Below are 16598 nucleotides of genomic sequence, written 5' to 3' on the forward strand. Positions count from 1 at the left end.
GGATCATGAATTTCATTAATAATACAATAAAAGCATATGCGGTGGTCATTCTAGGTTCAGGAATGTTCCTCGCTTGTGCTCAAACGAAAAATGTAACCGCAGCAAAAACTTCAACAGAAACTTCAAAATCAGGAAAAATAATTCCTTCCAATTTGAAATGGTCAGAAAGAATGCTGCTTTCTGAAATGCATAGATTCCCAAAAGCGTGGATGCTTGATTTCAGTAAAAGTCCGAAATGGACCTATCCGTCAGCAATAGTTTTGGACGGTGCAGAAAAAGTATATGCAAAAACAGGCAAAAAAGAATATTACGACTATATCAGCGGTTTTGGTGAAGACCTGATTAAAGAAGATGGTACAATCCTTACCTACGACCTTTCTAAATATAATATTGACATGCTCAACAGCGGAAATGTTCTTCTTTACCTGTATGAAAAAGAGAAAAAAGAGAAATACCTGAAGGCACTTCAAACTTTACGTTCACAAATCGATGGGCAGCCAAGAACCGATGAAGGATCTTTCTGGCATAAAAAAATCTATCCTTACCAGGTTTGGCTGGATGGCCTTTATATGGGAATGCCTTTCTACACGCACTATACGAAAGATTTTATCAAAAATGCAGATGCTCAGAAAGCATATGACGATATTGTTTTCCAATTTGATTCCGTTCAGAAAAATCTTTTAGACAAAAAATCAGGACTTCTTTATCATGCCTGGGATGAGAGTAAAAAAGAAGCCTGGGCCAATAAAGAAACCGGACTTTCCCCAAATTTCTGGGGAAGAGCGATGGGCTGGTACGGAATGGCCATGGTGGATGTATTGGATTATTTACCCAAAGACCATCCGGGAAGAGCAAGATTAATTTCTTACTTACAATCTTACGCAGATGCAGTCATTAAAGTTCAGGATAAAAAATCCGGTCTTTGGTACCAGATCCTAGACAAGCCTTTGGAAAAAGGTAATTATGAAGAAGCAACAGCATCAGCTATGTTCGTTTATACGATCATTAAATCGGTTAACGAGGGTTATCTTCCAAAATCATACAAAGCTGCTGCAAAAAAAGGTTACGACGGAATTATCAAAAATTTAATCACGGTTGATGAAAACGGCGTGGTTAATTTAAATAAATGCTGTGCCGTTGCCGGATTAGGAGGAAAACCTTACAGAGACGGTTCTTACGAATATTATGTAAACGAAGAAGTCCGTTCAAATGACGGAAAAGGAACAGGACCATTCATTTTGGCAAGTTTAGAATTTGAAAAATAAATCAAGAACCACAACCTGATTCCTATTACCTAAATAATGAATCTGATTTTATGAAGACAAAAATTTTAAATATAGCAGCAATCACATTATTTTCAGTTGCTTCAACATACCTCACCGCACAGGAGAAAAACTACGTTTCCGAAGTCTGGACTGCCGATCAGGGAAAAAGTTACAGAAATCCGGTTTTATACGCTGATTATTCTGATCCGGACGCTATTCGCATTGGTGAAGATTATTATATGACCGCTTCAAGTTTCAATGAAGCTCCAGGGCTGCCCATTCTTCATTCAAAAGATATGGTCAACTGGAAACTGGTGAATTATGCACTTCCTGATGTACTTCCAAACAACCATTTTTCCACACCCAAAAGAGGTGACGGAGTTTGGGCACCCAGTATCAGATTTCACAAAGGTGAATTTTACATCTATTGGGGCGATCCCGATTTCGGAATTTACATGGTGAAAACTAAAGATCCGATAGGAACCTGGGAGAAGCCTATTTTGGTAATGGAAGGAAAAGGTTTAATCGACTCTTGTCCGTTTTGGGATGAGGATGGAAATGCTTATTTAGTGCATGGTTGGGCAGGAAGCCGCGCCGGGGTGAAAAGTATTCTGACTCTTAACAAAATGAATCCCGAAGGAACAAAAGTCCTCGATAAAGGAGTTCACATTTTCGATGGCCACGATGCACATCCAACAGTGGAAGGTCCGAAAATGTATAAAAAAAACGGTTATTACTACATTTTTGCTCCTGCAGGTGGTGTAGCAACCGGTTGGCAATTGGTATTAAGATCAAAAAATATTGACGGACCCTACGAAGAAAAAGTAGTGCTGGAACAGGGATCAACAAAAATCAACGGACCGCATCAGGGTGCTTGGGTAGATACACCTTCTGGGGAAGATTGGTTCTATCATTTTCAGGATGTGGATACGGGCGGAAGAATCGTTCACTTACAACCAATGAAGTGGGAAAAAGACTGGCCTGTTATCGGGATCGATAATAATAAAAACGGAATCGGAGAACCGGTTTTAACCTATAAAAAACCAAACGTGGGAAAATCCTACCCTGTTGCTACTCCTCCTGAAACAGATGAATTTGATAAAGCGAAATTGGGAATTCAATGGCAATGGAGCGCCAACGAAAATATCGTGTGGTCTTCTAAACTTCCCGGACAGAAATTTTTAAGATTATTTTCAATAAAAGTTCCTGAAGGTGAAAAAAATCTATGGAATGTTCCGAATCTGTTAACCCAAAAATTCCCTGCCCCGAATTTTGCAGCTTCTACCAAAGTAAAATTAACTCCCGAAGATGCTAAAGAAGGCAAAACTGCAGGTTTATTAGTAATGGGATTAGATCATGAGTCAATTGTGATTACCAATAAACCCGATGGATTTTATATTCAGTTAAGAAGAGCCGAAAAAGCAGATAAAGGAGGTGAAGAGAAGGTTCTGTTTGAAACAAAATTAAAAGGAAACGAAGTCTATTTAAAAGTAAATGTAAGTGAGCCGAACGGCCTATGCCAGTTCAGCTACAGTGAAAACGGAAAAAATTTCACCCCAGTGGGCGATGTATTCCAGGCGAAACCCGGAAAATGGATTGGGGCAAAAGTCGGCCTGTATTCTGTAAGCACACAAAAAGCAAATCGTGGTGGCTATGCAGATTTTGCCTGGTTCAGAATTACTAAAAATTAATTTCATTTAACAATATAGAAACCTAACAGGTTTTTAAAACCTGTTAGGTTTGATAAAATTAGAGCCTAATTCATTAAAATCAATGACAAAAAAAAGATATAGTATAGTTTCATTTTTATTCGTCGTTTTGCTGTTGTCTGCCTGTCAATCACAAAACAACGTCCAAAAGACAATGGCAAAACACAATAAAAAGGTCACCCATATTTATCTTATCGGAGATTCCACAATGGCAGATTATACCGGAGATTACGAACCGGGAAAAGATTATATGAAAGTCCGCTACCCGATTACCGGATGGGGACAGGTTTTTCAGCCCTATTTTACAAAAGACAGTCTGGCTTTTCTGAAACCCGCAATTACAACAGATTCTGTTGCTGTTATTGACAGAGCGCATGGCGGAAGAAGTACCAGAACATTTTTTCAGGAAGGAAGATGGAGATATGTGTATGAACATTTGCAGCCGAACGATTACGTCATTATGCAGTTTGGTCATAATGACGGTTCTGAAAAGCATACAGAGCGGTATATAAACATTGAAGGATATAAAGAATTTTTAAGATTATTTGTAACGCAGACAAAACAAAAAGGTGCAAATCCTATCATCTTAACACCCGTTGCCAGAAATTATCCATGGAAAAACGGCAAACTGGAAAATGTACACGGAGAATATGCTCAGGCACCCATTGAAATTGCTAAAGAAATGAATGTTCCTTACATCGATTTAAACAAATTATCCATGGAATATTTTACAAAGAAAGGACAGGACTTTACAACGAATCACTATTTCATGAATCTCCCTGAGAATGTATATGAAGCCTATCCGAAGGGTCAAAAAGACAATACCCATTTTCAGCCGGAAGGCGCAAAAGCAATGGCCTCCATTGTTTACCAGGAATTTAAAAAAGTAATTAAAACTCAGAAAAAATAAAATGAAGAAGTCTCTTACAATTATCGGTTTAGCTGCAGTCATGATATTTTCAGGACAAACATATGCTCAGAACCTGGATATTTATAAAAACATTGAGTTTAAAATGCCTCAGGTGGCAGAAACTTCATTTGCAGCCAACACCGTTTCTATCACACAATATGGTGGCATTGCAGGCGGAAATGTAAAAAATACGGAAGCTTTCAAAAAAGCAATTGAAGACCTTAGTACAAAAGGCGGTGGAAAATTGGTTATTCCCCGCGGAATGTGGTTAACGGGTCCCATTGAGTTGAAAAGCAATATCAACCTTCACGTGGAAGAAGGTGCTTTCATCATTTTCAGTAAAGATAAAGCAGATTATCCTTTGGTCGACGTAAGTTTTGAAGGATTAAACACCATTCGCTGCCAGTCTCCTATTTCCGCGAAAAATGCAACCAATATTGCCATCACAGGAAAAGGGGTAATTGATGGAAGCGGTGATGCGTGGAGAGCCATCAAAAAAAGCAAAGTTTCAGAATCTGAATGGAAAAATATAGTGAAATCTGGCGGATTATTATCTGCAGACGGAAAAACATGGTTCCCTTCAGAAAGTTATAAAAAAGGATTTGAAAGCAGTTCTAGTTTCAATGTCCCCGATAAAATTTCTAAAGATGAATTAACGACAGTTAAAGATTTTCTTCGTCCGGTAATGGTAAGTTTAGTCGGTTGTGATAAAGTGTTGTTAGACGGACCTACCTTCCAGAATTCCCCGGCATGGAATCTTCATCCATTGATGTGTACCAACGTTATTTTAAGAAATCTTACGGTTAGAAATCCATGGTTTTCACAAAATGGGGACGGTGTAGATCTCGAATCATGTAAAAATGTTTTGATTTACGATAATACTTTTGATGTGGGTGACGATGCCATCTGTATAAAATCAGGAAAAGATCTGGATGGCAGAAAAAGAGGAATACCCACTGAAAATGTAATTGTCAAAAACAATGTCGTATACCACGGTCACGGAGGTTTTGTTATCGGGAGTGAAATGTCCGGCGGAGCAAGGAACATCCATGTTTCCGACTGTACCTTCATCGGAACAGATATCGGTCTTCGTTTTAAAACAACCCGCGGGAGAGGCGGAATTGTTGAAAACATTTATATTAAAAATATTGACATGATTAATATTCCGACACAGACCATTGGTTTCAATATGTTCTATGAAGGAGCCTCTCCTGTGTTAGAGGATGGCCAAAAGAAGGAAGGCAACAAAGCGCCGGAAAAAGTGTATCCGGTAACAGAAGAAACACCTGTTTTCAGAAATATTTTCTTTAAAAATATCAATGCCGTCAATTCTGATGAAGCCATTACGTTATTCGGTTTAGCAGAAATGAATCTTAAAAATATAGTCATTGAAGATTCACAGTTTAATACCAGAAAAGCATTAACCATCGTAGACGCAGACGGAATTCAATTGAAAAATGTAAAACTGAAATATTCAGAAGGAACGGGAGCAACCATTTACAACAGTAAAAACATCAACCTTTCAACAGTGAAGTTTGAATCTGCCAGTAAGCCTGTTGTGAAAGTGTTAGGAAGCAAAACAGGAGCAGTATTGGTTCCTAAAGAAGTGACATCCGATAAAAATTCACTTTCCATCGGAAAAGATGTGGCAAAAAACGCAGTTAAATAAAATGCATCAAGGATAAGATAAAACCATTAAGATTGATTAAGTCTTTAAGAATATTAAGCTGAGCTTTGGTTTGAATAATACTTAAAATCAAAATGATTTTCTTAATTAAACTTAACTCCTTTAATATTCTTAATGGTTCAAAATTTTAAAATTTGATAACATGAATTTTAGCAAAAAACATACTTATATTTCTATTTTTTTTGTAGGGACAATGGCATTTGGACAGGTAAAGAGACCGAATGCCACTCCTTACACCAACGAAGGCACTTTTGAAAAGTTTAAGAAAAAATATCCTTTTATCACACCCATTGACAGACCTGTACCGCAAAATATCAAAATAGATAACGATGTAGAATATGCCAATATCAACGGAATTTCTTTAAAAGCCGATGTATACTATCCTCTCGATCAGTCAAAAAAATATCCGGGAATTGCAATGGTACATGGCGGTGGCTGGATCTCCGGAAGTAAGGAAAATGAAAAATTTATGGCGATGGAACTGGCTTCAAACGGATACGTTGTGATTGCTATCGGATACCGGTTGGCTGATGTCGCGAAATACCCTGCCGGAGTTGAAGACATTGAAACAGGTATACAATGGTTAAAGAAAAACCATTCAACATATTCATTAAACAAAAAGAAAATGGCGGTTTTGGGTGAATCTGCCGGAGCTCAGATCGCTACTTTAGTCGGAGTCAGGAAAAATATTAAATTACAGGCTATCGTCAATGTAGATGGCGTAGTTTCTTTTGTTCATGAAGAATCCGGAAAAGAAGGAACTTACGATGCCTATTGGCTGGGGTATCCACAAAAAGACAATCCAAAAATCTGGAAAGAAGCTTCACCTCTCGAATATGTGGATAAAAATACACCTCCTACCCTTTTCATTAATAGCTCTCAACCCCGTTTTCATGCAGGAAGAGACGATATGATGAAAAAATTAAAGAGTTATAATATTCCGACAGAATTTCATGAAATCAAAGATACTCCGCACTCTTTCTGGTCGGCAGAACCTTGGTTTACAGAAACTTTGAATTTAACAATTGACTTTTTAAATAAAGTTTTGAAATAGTATTAATTATGATTTTAAACGCAAAGATTTAATTTAATATTAATGAATATTTAGCGAGCAAGGATGAATCAACGAAGTGATTTAGTAAAGTTATCGTCACAGCTTCACGAAGTAAATTTTATTCGCCTTTGCTTTCTAAAAATTATGAGGTTTCATAAAAATCTTTGCATTAAAAAACAATAATCCAGTTTATGAAAAAGTTATTTTTAATTCTGTTCATATCGACGGCAAATTTTCTCTTTGCGGGAAATGATCCTTACATAAAAATTACCGTAGCCAAAGACGGAAGCGGAGATTTCACATCCATTCAGAAAGCCATAAATTCTATCAGAGATTTAGGGCCTGCAGAAGCTTTCGTTTTCATTAAATCCGGAATCTATAATGAAAAAGTGACTATTCCCTCTTCAAAACATAAAATTACCTTAGAAGGCGAAAATAAAGGCAGTACCATTATCAGCAATAATGATTTTTCAGGGAAACCGGATGCTTTTAATGAAAAAATGACAACCTTCAATTCCTATACTTTACTGGTAATGGGTGACGATATTAAAATCAGTAATCTGACAATTCAAAATTCTTCGTGCAATGAAGGACAGGCGGTTTCTCTCCATGTGGAAGGAGACCATTTTGTGATAAAAAACTCAAATATTCTGGGCTGTCAGGACACCATTTATTCCGCAACCAACCATAGCAGGCAATATTTTGAAAACTGCTATATTGAAGGAACAACTGATTTCATTTTTGGACAGGCAACCGTTGTTTTTAAGAACTGCACCATTAAAAGTTTGGCCGATTCTTATATTACCGCAGCCGCTACAGAAGCCGGCAGACCGTATGGTTTTGTTTTTTTCGACTGTAAATTAAGTGCAAAAGAAGGCATCACAAAAGTTTATTTGGGAAGACCCTGGAGACCTTACGCCAGAACTGTTTTCATTAACACTGAAATGGGAAAACACATCCTTCCCGAAGGCTGGAATCCATGGAAAGGCGACAAAATGTTTCCTGATAAAGAAAGGACCGCTTATTATGCAGAATCCGGCAGCAAAGGCGAAGGAGGAGATATCTCCAAACGAGTAAGCTGGTCGCATCAGGTGACGAAAAAGGATTTGAAAAATTATACCCTTGAAAAAATTTTTGATGGATGGAATCCAAATAAATAATTGAGATGCTTCGACTTCGCTCAGCATGACATCGCTAATACCAACTGTTTTAATATTCGCTTAAATGACGTAATGTTTACCCGTGTTATACTGAGCAAAGTCAAAGCATTTTTAAGTTTAATTAAATGAATTTAAAAATGAATAAAAAGCTAACCTTACTATTATTATTTTTATCAATAATAACATTCGCACAAAAACCAACCCTATTCCTCATCGGTGATTCTACTATGGCCAACAAAGAAAATCCGGATAAAAATCCAGAACATGGCTGGGGACAGGTTTTGCCACAATTTTTAACAGGAATTGAAATTCAGAATCATGCGATGAATGGCAGAAGTTCAAAAAGCTTTCGGACTGAAGGCAGATGGGATAAAGTGGAAAAACAGCTGAAAAAAGGAGATTTTGTCATTATTCAGTTTGGACATAACGACCAGAAATTAAAAGATTCTACGAAATTCACCAATCCATATACACAATATAGAGCCAACCTGGAAAGGTATGTAAATGAAGCCAGAGCAAAAGGAGCAACCCCCATTCTGATGACTTCTATTGTAAGAAGAAATTTCAATGAAAACGGAGTTTTGATTGATACCCATAAAGAATATCCTTTAGTAGTAAGAATGGTGGCCAATGATCTGAAAGTTCCGTTTGTAGATATGCAGTTACTGACAGAACAACTGGAAATTTCTTACGGTCCTGAAAATTCAAAAAAACTTCATCTGCATTATAAAGAAAGAGAAAATCCTTACTATCCAAAAGGAAAAGACGATGATACTCATTTATCAACCTTAGGCGCAGAATCAGTTGCAAAATTAGCACTGAAGAATTTGAAGAGTTTAAAAATCGGGTTAGAGAAATATATTAAATAGTTCTTCAATCCTGATAATTAAAAAATCAGTTTGTCATTCAAAAACACAAGTTGAAGACTTACGAATGAAGTTCAGATAGATTTCTCCTTCGTCCAAATGACAAACTAAGCGTAAAAAAAATTAGTTAAAAAATCAAAAACATAAAAAATGAAATTCAGAAAAGAACCCTTCTTCGATGGTAATTCAGAGTGGGAAGATTTAGGAGCAGGAGTTTCCAGACAGTTTGTGGGGTATAATTCTCAGGTAATGATGGTGATTGTAAAGTTTGAAAAAGATGCCATTGGAGCTTTACACCAGCATTTTCATTCTCAGATCACCTATGTTGCTTCAGGAAAGTTTGAAGTGATGGTTGATGGTGAAACAAAGATCTTACAGCAAGGTGACGGATTTTTCGCGCAGCCGAATATTTTCCATGGAGTAAAATGTCTGGAAGCAGGACAATTAATTGATGCTTTCGCTCCTTTTAGAGAAGATTTCCTGAAAGATTAAAAAATCAAATCTTCAAGATTTAGAAAAGCATTTCGCTAAATTATTTTGCTATGAAAAAAATTGCGTTCCTCTTATTAATTTCCCTAACTCTTCAATTATCTGCACAGGAGAAAATTAGGGTCTGGCCGAAAGGTCAGATGCCGAACTCCAAAGGATTACCATTGAAAACGGAAGAAAAAGACGGAAGAATCATACAGATAAAAGAGACCGAACTTTTTGCTTTTCTACCTCCAAGGGAAGATAGGAAACAGATGGCTGTAATCGTCATTCCCGGTGGAGGATATTATAAACTTACTTATGATTTAGGCGGTTACCAGATCGCAAAATGGTTCAATACTCAAGGAATTTCGGCCTTTGTTTTAAATTACCGGTTGCCGACTTCTCCAGACTTGAAACAAAAAGAAATTGCCCCGTTACAGGACATTCAGGCAGCTATAAAATATCTTAGAAAAAACGCTGGGCAGTACGGCATTTCACCAGAACAGATTGGCGTTATCGGAACTTCCGCAGGCGGACATCTGGCTGCATCTGTGAGTAATATTCCTACAGATTATACGGAATTAAAAGGAGACTGGACTTCAATTCCAACTATTCCCAATTTTGCAATTTTGATTTCTCCGGTTATTGATTTAGGAGAATTTGCCCATGTCGGAAGCCGCAATAGCCTTCTGGGTGAAAATGCTTCTCCTGAAAAAATCAAAGAATATTCAATGCAAAACCGGGTAACGGAAAAAACTCCACCCACGATTTTATTTCATGCTCAAAATGATAAAACAGTTCCTGTCATGAACAGTATTTTATACTATCAGGAAATGATTAAAAACAAAGTAAAAGGTGCAATGTTTATTTTCGCTGAAGGTGAACATAAAATCGGAATTACGAATAAATCTGAACTGACGGATAACTGGAAAAAACTTTGCTCAGACTGGCTTAAAGCCATAATCAATAAGTAATAAGTAATGGGTAATTAAAATATATTGGAAAAACGCAAGGGCGTAAAAAATTATTTAGGTTATTACGTTTTAAGGCGCAAGGATTTTATCTTTGATAAAATTGATTATTATAAAAAACTTACTGAAAATCTTTGATTTTCTTGTGCCTTAAAGCATTATTATAATTGAAAACCTTTACCCCTTGCATTTTTCCCAACAAATCAAATCACTTTAACAAAATATAAAAATGTTCAAAATCATTCAACATAAAATCTTTTTACTGGCTTTTGGAACGGTAATTTCAGTTTCAGTTCAGGCACAGCAAAATTTAAAACTGATTTATAACAGGCCTGGAGAAAACTGGAACGAGGCTTTACCAATTGGAAACGGAAAATTAGGTGCTATGATTTTTGGCGGGGCTTCGCAGGAGCATCTTCAACTTAATGAAGAAACAATCTGGGCGGGAGAACCGGGGAATAATGTTTCGAAAAACACATTCGACAGTATCCAGAAAATCAGAAAACTGTTGAATGAAGGTCAGTTTGAAAAAGCTCAAAAACTATCCAATACAACCTATCCAAGAGCCGCTCCAAAAGATTTGAATTACGGAATGCCTTATCAGACGATGGGCGATCTGTTTCTGGATTTTAAAGGTCATGAAAATTTTAAAAATTATACCCGGACGTTAGATATTGAAAAGGCAGTCAGTAGTGTTTCCTATGAAGTAAATGGAGTGACTTTCAGACGTGAGATTTTCTCATCTTTTGCGCATAATGTGATTATGATTAAATTATCTTCCGGCAAAAAAGGAAGTCTGAATTTTTCTATTCATGCTTCCACTCCACACTTGAAAAAATCAATTTTTACAGAGAAAAACCAATTGGTGATTAACGGAACAAGCGGTTCTTCCGATAATAAAATTGGAAAAATTAATTTTAAAACAGTGGCTTTTCCGGTTTTAAAAGGTGGAAAATTGACCTCAACAAAAGATCAGCTTGAAATTTCCGGAGCAGATGAAGTGATCATTTATATTTCCATTGCTACGAATTTTAAAAAGTATAATGATATTTCCGGAAATCCGGATGTAAGAGTTTCAGAATATATACAATCTGCTTTGCATCAGAAATATGATGCTGAACTAAAAGCACACATTGAAAAGTATCAGAAATTTTTCAAGCGTGTAAAATTAGATTTAGGAACTACCGAACAGACGAAAAAAAACACTGACATTCGAATTAAAGAATTTGGAAGCTCAAAAGATCCTGATCTGGTCGCGTTATATTTCCAGTTCGGACGCTATCTTTTACTATCTTCTTCACAACAGGGAACCCAGCCAGCCAATCTTCAGGGAATCTGGAATGATCAGCTGCATCCTGCCTGGGACAGCAAATACACCGTGAACATCAATACAGAAATGAATTACTGGCCTGCTGAAAATACAAACCTCAGTGAAATGCACGAACCTTTATTCGATATGATTCAGGATTTATCGGTGACAGGACAGGAATCTGCGAAGGAAATGTACCATGCCAGAGGCTGGAATATGCATCACAATACAGATTTGTGGCGAATCACCGGAATTGTAGACGGCGGGTTTTACGGAATGTGGCCGATGGGCGGAGCATGGCTGACTCAGCACATCTGGAATCATTATCTATACACCGGAGATCAGCAGTTTTTGAAAAAACATTATGCTGCTCTGAAAGGTTGTGCCTTATTTTATCTCGATGTCCTGCAACAGGATCCTTCGAAAAAATATCTGGTAGTTTCCCCTTCTATGTCCCCTGAAAATACCTATATGAAAAGTGTGGGAATTACGGCAGGAACAACAATGGATAACCAATTGGTTTTTGATGTTTTTAATAATTTTATTCATGCTTCAAAAATTCTAAATGAAGATAAAGGCCTTTCGGATGAAGTAAAATCAGCTTTAAATAAGCTTCCGCCCATGCAGATCGGGCAACACACCCAACTGCAGGAGTGGCTTACAGATATGGACAGAACCAATGATAAACACAGACATATTTCGCATTTGTACGGACTTTTTCCGTCGGGACAAATCTCTCCTTTCAGAAATCCTGATTTAACAGAAGCTGCAAAAAATTCGCTGACGTATCGCGGTGACAAATCCACAGGCTGGTCGATGGGCTGGAAAGTAAACTGGTGGGCAAGATTACTGGACGGAAACAGAGCTTTTAAATTAATCTCTGATCAGCTGATTCCCGCACCTATGGAAACAAAAGGTCAGTCGGGAGGAACTTATCCGAATCTTCTGGATGCGCATCCTCCGTTCCAAATTGATGGAAATTTTGGATGTACTTCAGGAATTGCAGAACTATTACTGCAAAGTTATGATGGATATATTTATATTTTGCCCGCCCTACCTGATGCTTTACCTAATGGTTCTGTGAAAGGGTTAAAAGCAAGAGGCGGTTTTGAAATCGATATGGAATGGAAGAATTCTAAACTAAAGAAACTGGTTATAAAATCTTTTCTGGGAGGAAATGCGAGAATCAGAGTTGCGAAAGATATTCAGTTTAAATCAAAGACCGGTTTAACCTCAGCAAAAGGAGAAAATCCGAATCTGTATTACCAGGTGAATGCTATTAAAATGCCATTAGTTTCAGATAAAGCGGAATTAAAAGGTTACTCAATTCCTGAAACACAAATTTTTGATTTTGATACTGAAAAAGGACAAACGTATATTTTTGAATCAAAATAATAGGTAATAAATAGTAAGCAGAAAATCTCCCGCAGATTTTAGAATTCACAGTAAATAACCTGTTTAATTCTGAAATCTGCGGGAGTTTTATTTACAAACACCAATTGATTAAATAATTTTTAATTAATAACAAAATGCAACCGATTGAATAAGTAAATTTAATAATATTATAATTATATAAATATTAATATATTAAAATATAAAACATTTAAATATAAAATATATAATTTTACAACCGAATCAAATAACATAAATCATTACTATGAAAACAACATTTAAAGCTGCCTTTCTTATGGTAGCTCTAAGCTCTACCTTTGCCCTGACTGGTTGCGGGCAGGAAGACATTAAAACAGATTTAGCGGAAAACCCAAACGAACTTAGTCTCGGAAACAAACTCGTTGCCAATGCCGTAGTTCCTTTAGCAAATTGTGTAGCCCCGGGATGGGCTTCTCAAAACGGGGGAACAACCGGTGGAGGAACAGCCGCTGAAACTACCGTGGCCACCTATGCACAATTAAAAGCTGCGATCGAAAACACAGCAGTAAAAGTCATTAAAGTGACAGGAACCATCACTATTACAACTCGTTTATCGCTACAGGATCAAACAGGAAAAACACTTTATGGGACAAGCGGTGCTAAATTGGTTTCTACGGATCAGACTGCAAGCGGATCAGGAATTATCAATATTAAACGATGCAACAATATCGTGATCAGAAACCTGATTTTCGAAGGTCCGGGAGCTTATGATACAGATGGCTGGGACAATGCCATTTTAGATGACTGCAGAAATGTATGGATCGATCATTGTGAATTCAGAGACGGTGTAGACGGGAATTTTGACATTAAAAACAAATCCGACTTCGTTACAGTTTCTTATACGAAATTTCATTATCTGAAAGCTCCGAAACCTGGCGGTTCAGGCGGAACAGACGACCACAGATTCTCCAACCTTATCGGATCAGGTGACGGGGCAACAGCAGATGCAGGAAAACTGAATGTAACATTCGTTCGCTGCTGGTGGGCTCCGGGATGCAGAGAGCGTATGCCGAGAGTGAGATTTGGTAAAATACATATTGTTAACAGCTATTTCAACAGTTCTGTAAGCAACAAATGTATTGCAGCAGGAGTTCAGGCGAATATCCGTGTCGATGGAAACGTTTTTGAGAATGTAAAAGAACCTATTAACCTGATGAGTGGTTACACAGCAGTTACGGTTACTTCCAACAATACATTTACCAATGTTACCGGAAACACAGCAGGAAGCGGTACTGCATTTACTCCTCCTTATACAATCCCGATGCTGTCCTTATCTTCTGTAAAGTCTGACGTAACAGCCAATGCAGGAGCAACATTAACAGGAAATATCTGTAATTCATTATAATTTTTAGTCAATAAATTAGAACAAGAAAGACTGAGAAATTCTCAGTCTTTTTTATAATCTAAAATTGTTATTCAGAAATTTTATTTTTCTCAAGCCATTTTGGATATTCTTTATTGATCAGCTTATCGGCAAAATCTCCAAACCAGCTGTAGCCGTTTCTTCTTTCTTCAGAAACCTCGTTATAGTTGTATTTTACGCTTCCGTCACGGTCACCGAAAAGAGGTTTGTTATTATTAATATCATAAAATCTTGCCCAGATTACAGAATTTTTATCCTCTGCCAAAGTCCGGACAGCTTTTCCGTTTACTATTGAAACATTGTAGCTGTAGCCTTTAATTTTATTTTGCTTAAACCATTTTACAGCAGATTTTATCGATTTTTCAACTTCCGGAGTTACGGGTTGCAGCATTAAAAATCTTATAATTCCTACAGATTCTCCTGTTGCCAGAGAAATCGGTTCAAAAGTTCTTGCTTTATCTGGCCGAAGCGTGATTTCGTTGTACTGATCGCCCCAGATTGTTGGGGTTTCTTTTTGTAAAACCTGAGTTTTCAAGATGCATTCAATTCCTTTTTGTACGGCTATTTTTGATTTTTCCTTTAATTTAGAATCAACAGCATCAAAATCATTTTTCCCTTCCGCCACATTATACAAAACCTTCAAAGCGTTAATCATCGCATTGTCATTGTAGGTCACCTGCTTTCTGTACAATCCGGAATTAGGATAATATTGTGGGAAACCTCCATTTTTATACTGCATTAAAAGAAGATAACCAATTCCTTTCTCTGCAGATTTCAGATATTCAGGATTTTTTGTGGTGGAATATGCTTTTATTAAGGCGTTAATTTCCCTTGACGTCGCGTTATTATCAATGGTTGCATGATCGTCACCCGTTGCCTTTATCTTTTTCAAAAGATCCTTATCGAGCGGCAAATTATAATTCACTACAGATTTATCGTCCAGCTGCTTGCCCCACCCGCCAATGGGAAGCTGATATACAAGCATTTTTTCGGCTAAAGTATCTTTAATCTGAGCAGAAAGAACGGCTGTTGTTAAGGAAAAGACAGCTGCTGAAAGTTTTAATTTCATTATTATTCGACTTTAATCATTAATGGGTTTGCAATTATCTGAGATTGTTTTTGCAATAGAGCTTCCCAATCTTTTTGTGTCTGAATCTGCCCGCTTTTCTGCCATGCAAATCCGGCATAATAAATCAGCTTATTTTGAGGTTTTGTCACAACTAACAGGTTGCTCTGGTCCGGAGTTTCGGATTTAAGGGCAACAGATTTTTCAACAATTTCAGGATCCACTACAACTCCTTCACCTACAAAAGCATCATCAATTTTTTCCCAGTGCAAATAATATCCGCTTTTGTCGTTCAGTTTTGTTTCACCTTCGTTTTTATGTAAAGTAATTCCGATTGTATAATTCGGAACCTGCTTTTCAGCCTGGAAATTGGATTCAAACTTTGAAAAATTGGAGTCCAGATCAAGAGAAATTCGTTTTGTTTCTTTTACTCCGAATTCACTCCACGGATTGTAGGTTAATTCAAAAACCGTTCTTAAAGGACCTTCCGCAATGGTTTTAGAACTTACAAAATTTTGTGACACCTGAAGCTTTTCATTAACCCAAATCCCGATTCCACCTGTTCCGCGGCTGTCTCCAACCTGGTAAGGATCATACCCCTCGCCTCTCGTATCTTTGTGATAGTACAACGGATCTGTCTGATAGCCTTTATACCATTTGTTGATCACTGGCTTATCTGTTCTTTTCAGCCAGATATCAACTCCACTGGATAGCGTGCTTCCTTTTATCCCTTCCAGTGCTTCTTTCTGACCTTTCGGGCCATAAACACGGAATGCTATTTTATTATTTTCCCACGCATAATCGTCTGCTCTTTCAGGAACTAATCTTGAATATGTTGAAGTTTTGCTTTCAGGAATTGGAATTGTAGCATCTGCAATAATGGTATAAGTATTTGCTTTTTTAGCTTCAATATTCACCTGAAAAAGCAATTCGTCATTTTTTCCGTCTCCATCATAGTCGATCCATTGGATGGGCAGAATGTTTTTACCACTATCTTTTATCCTGAGGTCAGATTCACTGTTTCTACTTAGAAAAGGAGCTAATTGAGAAACAGGTATTGAAACGACTTCATTTCTTGAAAAATTCAATGTATTTTTTACCTGAATAGAATTTTGTGCTTTCAGAAAAGAACTAGCGCAAACGATTGCACAAGTAAATCCGAAAATTAAAAATTTTGATCTGAACATAATTATTCAATTGAGTTGTAAAAATCAAAAATAATGATAAGTTTCTTATGAACATCAAAAAAATAATCAAATTTTAAATCTAACAGGTTGATTTAGAAAAATATTTGAAATACCATTTATAATTAAAGAAAATCCTTTCAAAATAATTT

Annotated in this window: 13 protein-coding genes; 11 read left to right on the top strand and 2 right to left on the bottom strand. The window is 37.0% G+C overall.

The window, feature by feature from the left end; translation table 11 throughout:
* Positions 1-5 precede the first annotated feature (5 nt).
* From OL225_RS10805 to OL225_RS10855, 11 genes are all read left to right on the top strand, one after another.
* Entirely contained in the window at positions 6-1265 is a 1260-nt protein-coding gene (locus OL225_RS10805) for a glycoside hydrolase family 105 protein (RefSeq protein ID WP_213278815.1), read from the top strand.
* A gap of 50 nt (positions 1266-1315) precedes the next feature.
* On the top strand, positions 1316-2956 hold the full coding sequence (locus OL225_RS10810; protein WP_264518252.1) for a glycoside hydrolase 43 family protein: 1641 nt from the start codon (positions 1316-1318) through the stop codon (positions 2954-2956).
* A gap of 172 nt (positions 2957-3128) precedes the next feature.
* Complete coding sequence (locus OL225_RS10815) at positions 3129-3884, top strand: rhamnogalacturonan acetylesterase (protein WP_264518253.1); 756 nt, start codon at positions 3129-3131, stop codon at positions 3882-3884.
* A 1-nt stretch (position 3885) separates the two neighbouring features.
* Positions 3886-5553, top strand: a complete 1668-nt coding sequence (locus OL225_RS10820) for a glycoside hydrolase family 28 protein (RefSeq protein ID WP_264518254.1) — start codon at positions 3886-3888, stop codon at positions 5551-5553.
* 160 nt (positions 5554-5713) lie between these two features.
* Positions 5714-6625 (top strand): alpha/beta hydrolase, encoded by a 912-nt coding sequence (locus OL225_RS10825; protein WP_264518255.1) that lies wholly within the window; start codon positions 5714-5716, stop codon positions 6623-6625.
* A gap of 191 nt (positions 6626-6816) precedes the next feature.
* Entirely contained in the window at positions 6817-7785 is a 969-nt protein-coding gene (locus OL225_RS10830) for a pectinesterase family protein (RefSeq protein ID WP_264518256.1), read from the top strand.
* A 137-nt stretch (positions 7786-7922) separates the two neighbouring features.
* A complete protein-coding gene (locus OL225_RS10835; protein WP_213278809.1) occupies positions 7923-8654 on the top strand; it encodes a rhamnogalacturonan acetylesterase in 732 nt (243 codons plus the stop codon).
* Positions 8655-8801: 147 nt separating this feature from the next.
* Positions 8802-9143: a cupin domain-containing protein gene (locus OL225_RS10840; protein ID WP_213278808.1), complete on the top strand. Its 342-nt coding sequence runs from the start codon at positions 8802-8804 to the stop codon at positions 9141-9143.
* 50 nt (positions 9144-9193) lie between these two features.
* Positions 9194-10096, top strand: coding sequence for an alpha/beta hydrolase (locus OL225_RS10845; protein ID WP_264518257.1), 903 nt, complete (start codon positions 9194-9196; stop codon positions 10094-10096).
* A gap of 226 nt (positions 10097-10322) precedes the next feature.
* The gene (locus OL225_RS10850; protein WP_264518258.1) at positions 10323-12797 is read left to right on the top strand and encodes a glycoside hydrolase family 95 protein; all 2475 of its coding nucleotides are present in this window, start codon (positions 10323-10325) and stop codon (positions 12795-12797) included.
* 262 nt (positions 12798-13059) lie between these two features.
* Complete coding sequence (locus OL225_RS10855) at positions 13060-14178, top strand: polysaccharide lyase family 1 protein (RefSeq protein ID WP_264518259.1); 1119 nt, start codon at positions 13060-13062, stop codon at positions 14176-14178.
* Between the two features lie 67 nt (positions 14179-14245).
* Here OL225_RS10855 and pelA read toward each other — a convergent pair whose 3' ends face one another.
* Both pelA and OL225_RS10865 read right to left on the bottom strand, forming a co-directional pair.
* The gene (gene pelA, locus OL225_RS10860; protein ID WP_264518260.1) at positions 14246-15265 is read right to left on the bottom strand and encodes a pectate lyase; all 1020 of its coding nucleotides are present in this window, start codon (positions 15263-15265) and stop codon (positions 14246-14248) included.
* Between the two features lie 2 nt (positions 15266-15267).
* A complete protein-coding gene (locus OL225_RS10865; protein WP_264518261.1) occupies positions 15268-16449 on the bottom strand; it encodes a DUF4861 domain-containing protein in 1182 nt (393 codons plus the stop codon).
* Positions 16450-16598 lie beyond the last annotated feature (149 nt).

This window comes from Chryseobacterium viscerum, assembly GCF_025949665.1.
Lineage (GTDB): Bacteria > Bacteroidota > Bacteroidia > Flavobacteriales > Weeksellaceae > Chryseobacterium > Chryseobacterium viscerum_A.

Coding starts and splice junctions, on each gene's coding strand:
- OL225_RS10805 (WP_213278815.1), top strand. CDS start 6: ATGAATTTCATTAATAATACAATAAAAGCATATGCGGTGGTCATTCTA.
- OL225_RS10810 (WP_264518252.1), top strand. CDS start 1,316: ATGAAGACAAAAATTTTAAATATAGCAGCAATCACATTATTTTCAGTT.
- OL225_RS10815 (WP_264518253.1), top strand. CDS start 3,129: ATGGCAAAACACAATAAAAAGGTCACCCATATTTATCTTATCGGAGAT.
- OL225_RS10820 (WP_264518254.1), top strand. CDS start 3,886: ATGAAGAAGTCTCTTACAATTATCGGTTTAGCTGCAGTCATGATATTT.
- OL225_RS10825 (WP_264518255.1), top strand. CDS start 5,714: ATGAATTTTAGCAAAAAACATACTTATATTTCTATTTTTTTTGTAGGG.
- OL225_RS10830 (WP_264518256.1), top strand. CDS start 6,817: ATGAAAAAGTTATTTTTAATTCTGTTCATATCGACGGCAAATTTTCTC.
- OL225_RS10835 (WP_213278809.1), top strand. CDS start 7,923: ATGAATAAAAAGCTAACCTTACTATTATTATTTTTATCAATAATAACA.
- OL225_RS10840 (WP_213278808.1), top strand. CDS start 8,802: ATGAAATTCAGAAAAGAACCCTTCTTCGATGGTAATTCAGAGTGGGAA.
- OL225_RS10845 (WP_264518257.1), top strand. CDS start 9,194: ATGAAAAAAATTGCGTTCCTCTTATTAATTTCCCTAACTCTTCAATTA.
- OL225_RS10850 (WP_264518258.1), top strand. CDS start 10,323: ATGTTCAAAATCATTCAACATAAAATCTTTTTACTGGCTTTTGGAACG.
- OL225_RS10855 (WP_264518259.1), top strand. CDS start 13,060: ATGAAAACAACATTTAAAGCTGCCTTTCTTATGGTAGCTCTAAGCTCT.
- pelA (WP_264518260.1), bottom strand. CDS start 15,265: ATGAAATTAAAACTTTCAGCAGCTGTCTTTTCCTTAACAACAGCCGTT.
- OL225_RS10865 (WP_264518261.1), bottom strand. CDS start 16,449: ATGTTCAGATCAAAATTTTTAATTTTCGGATTTACTTGTGCAATCGTT.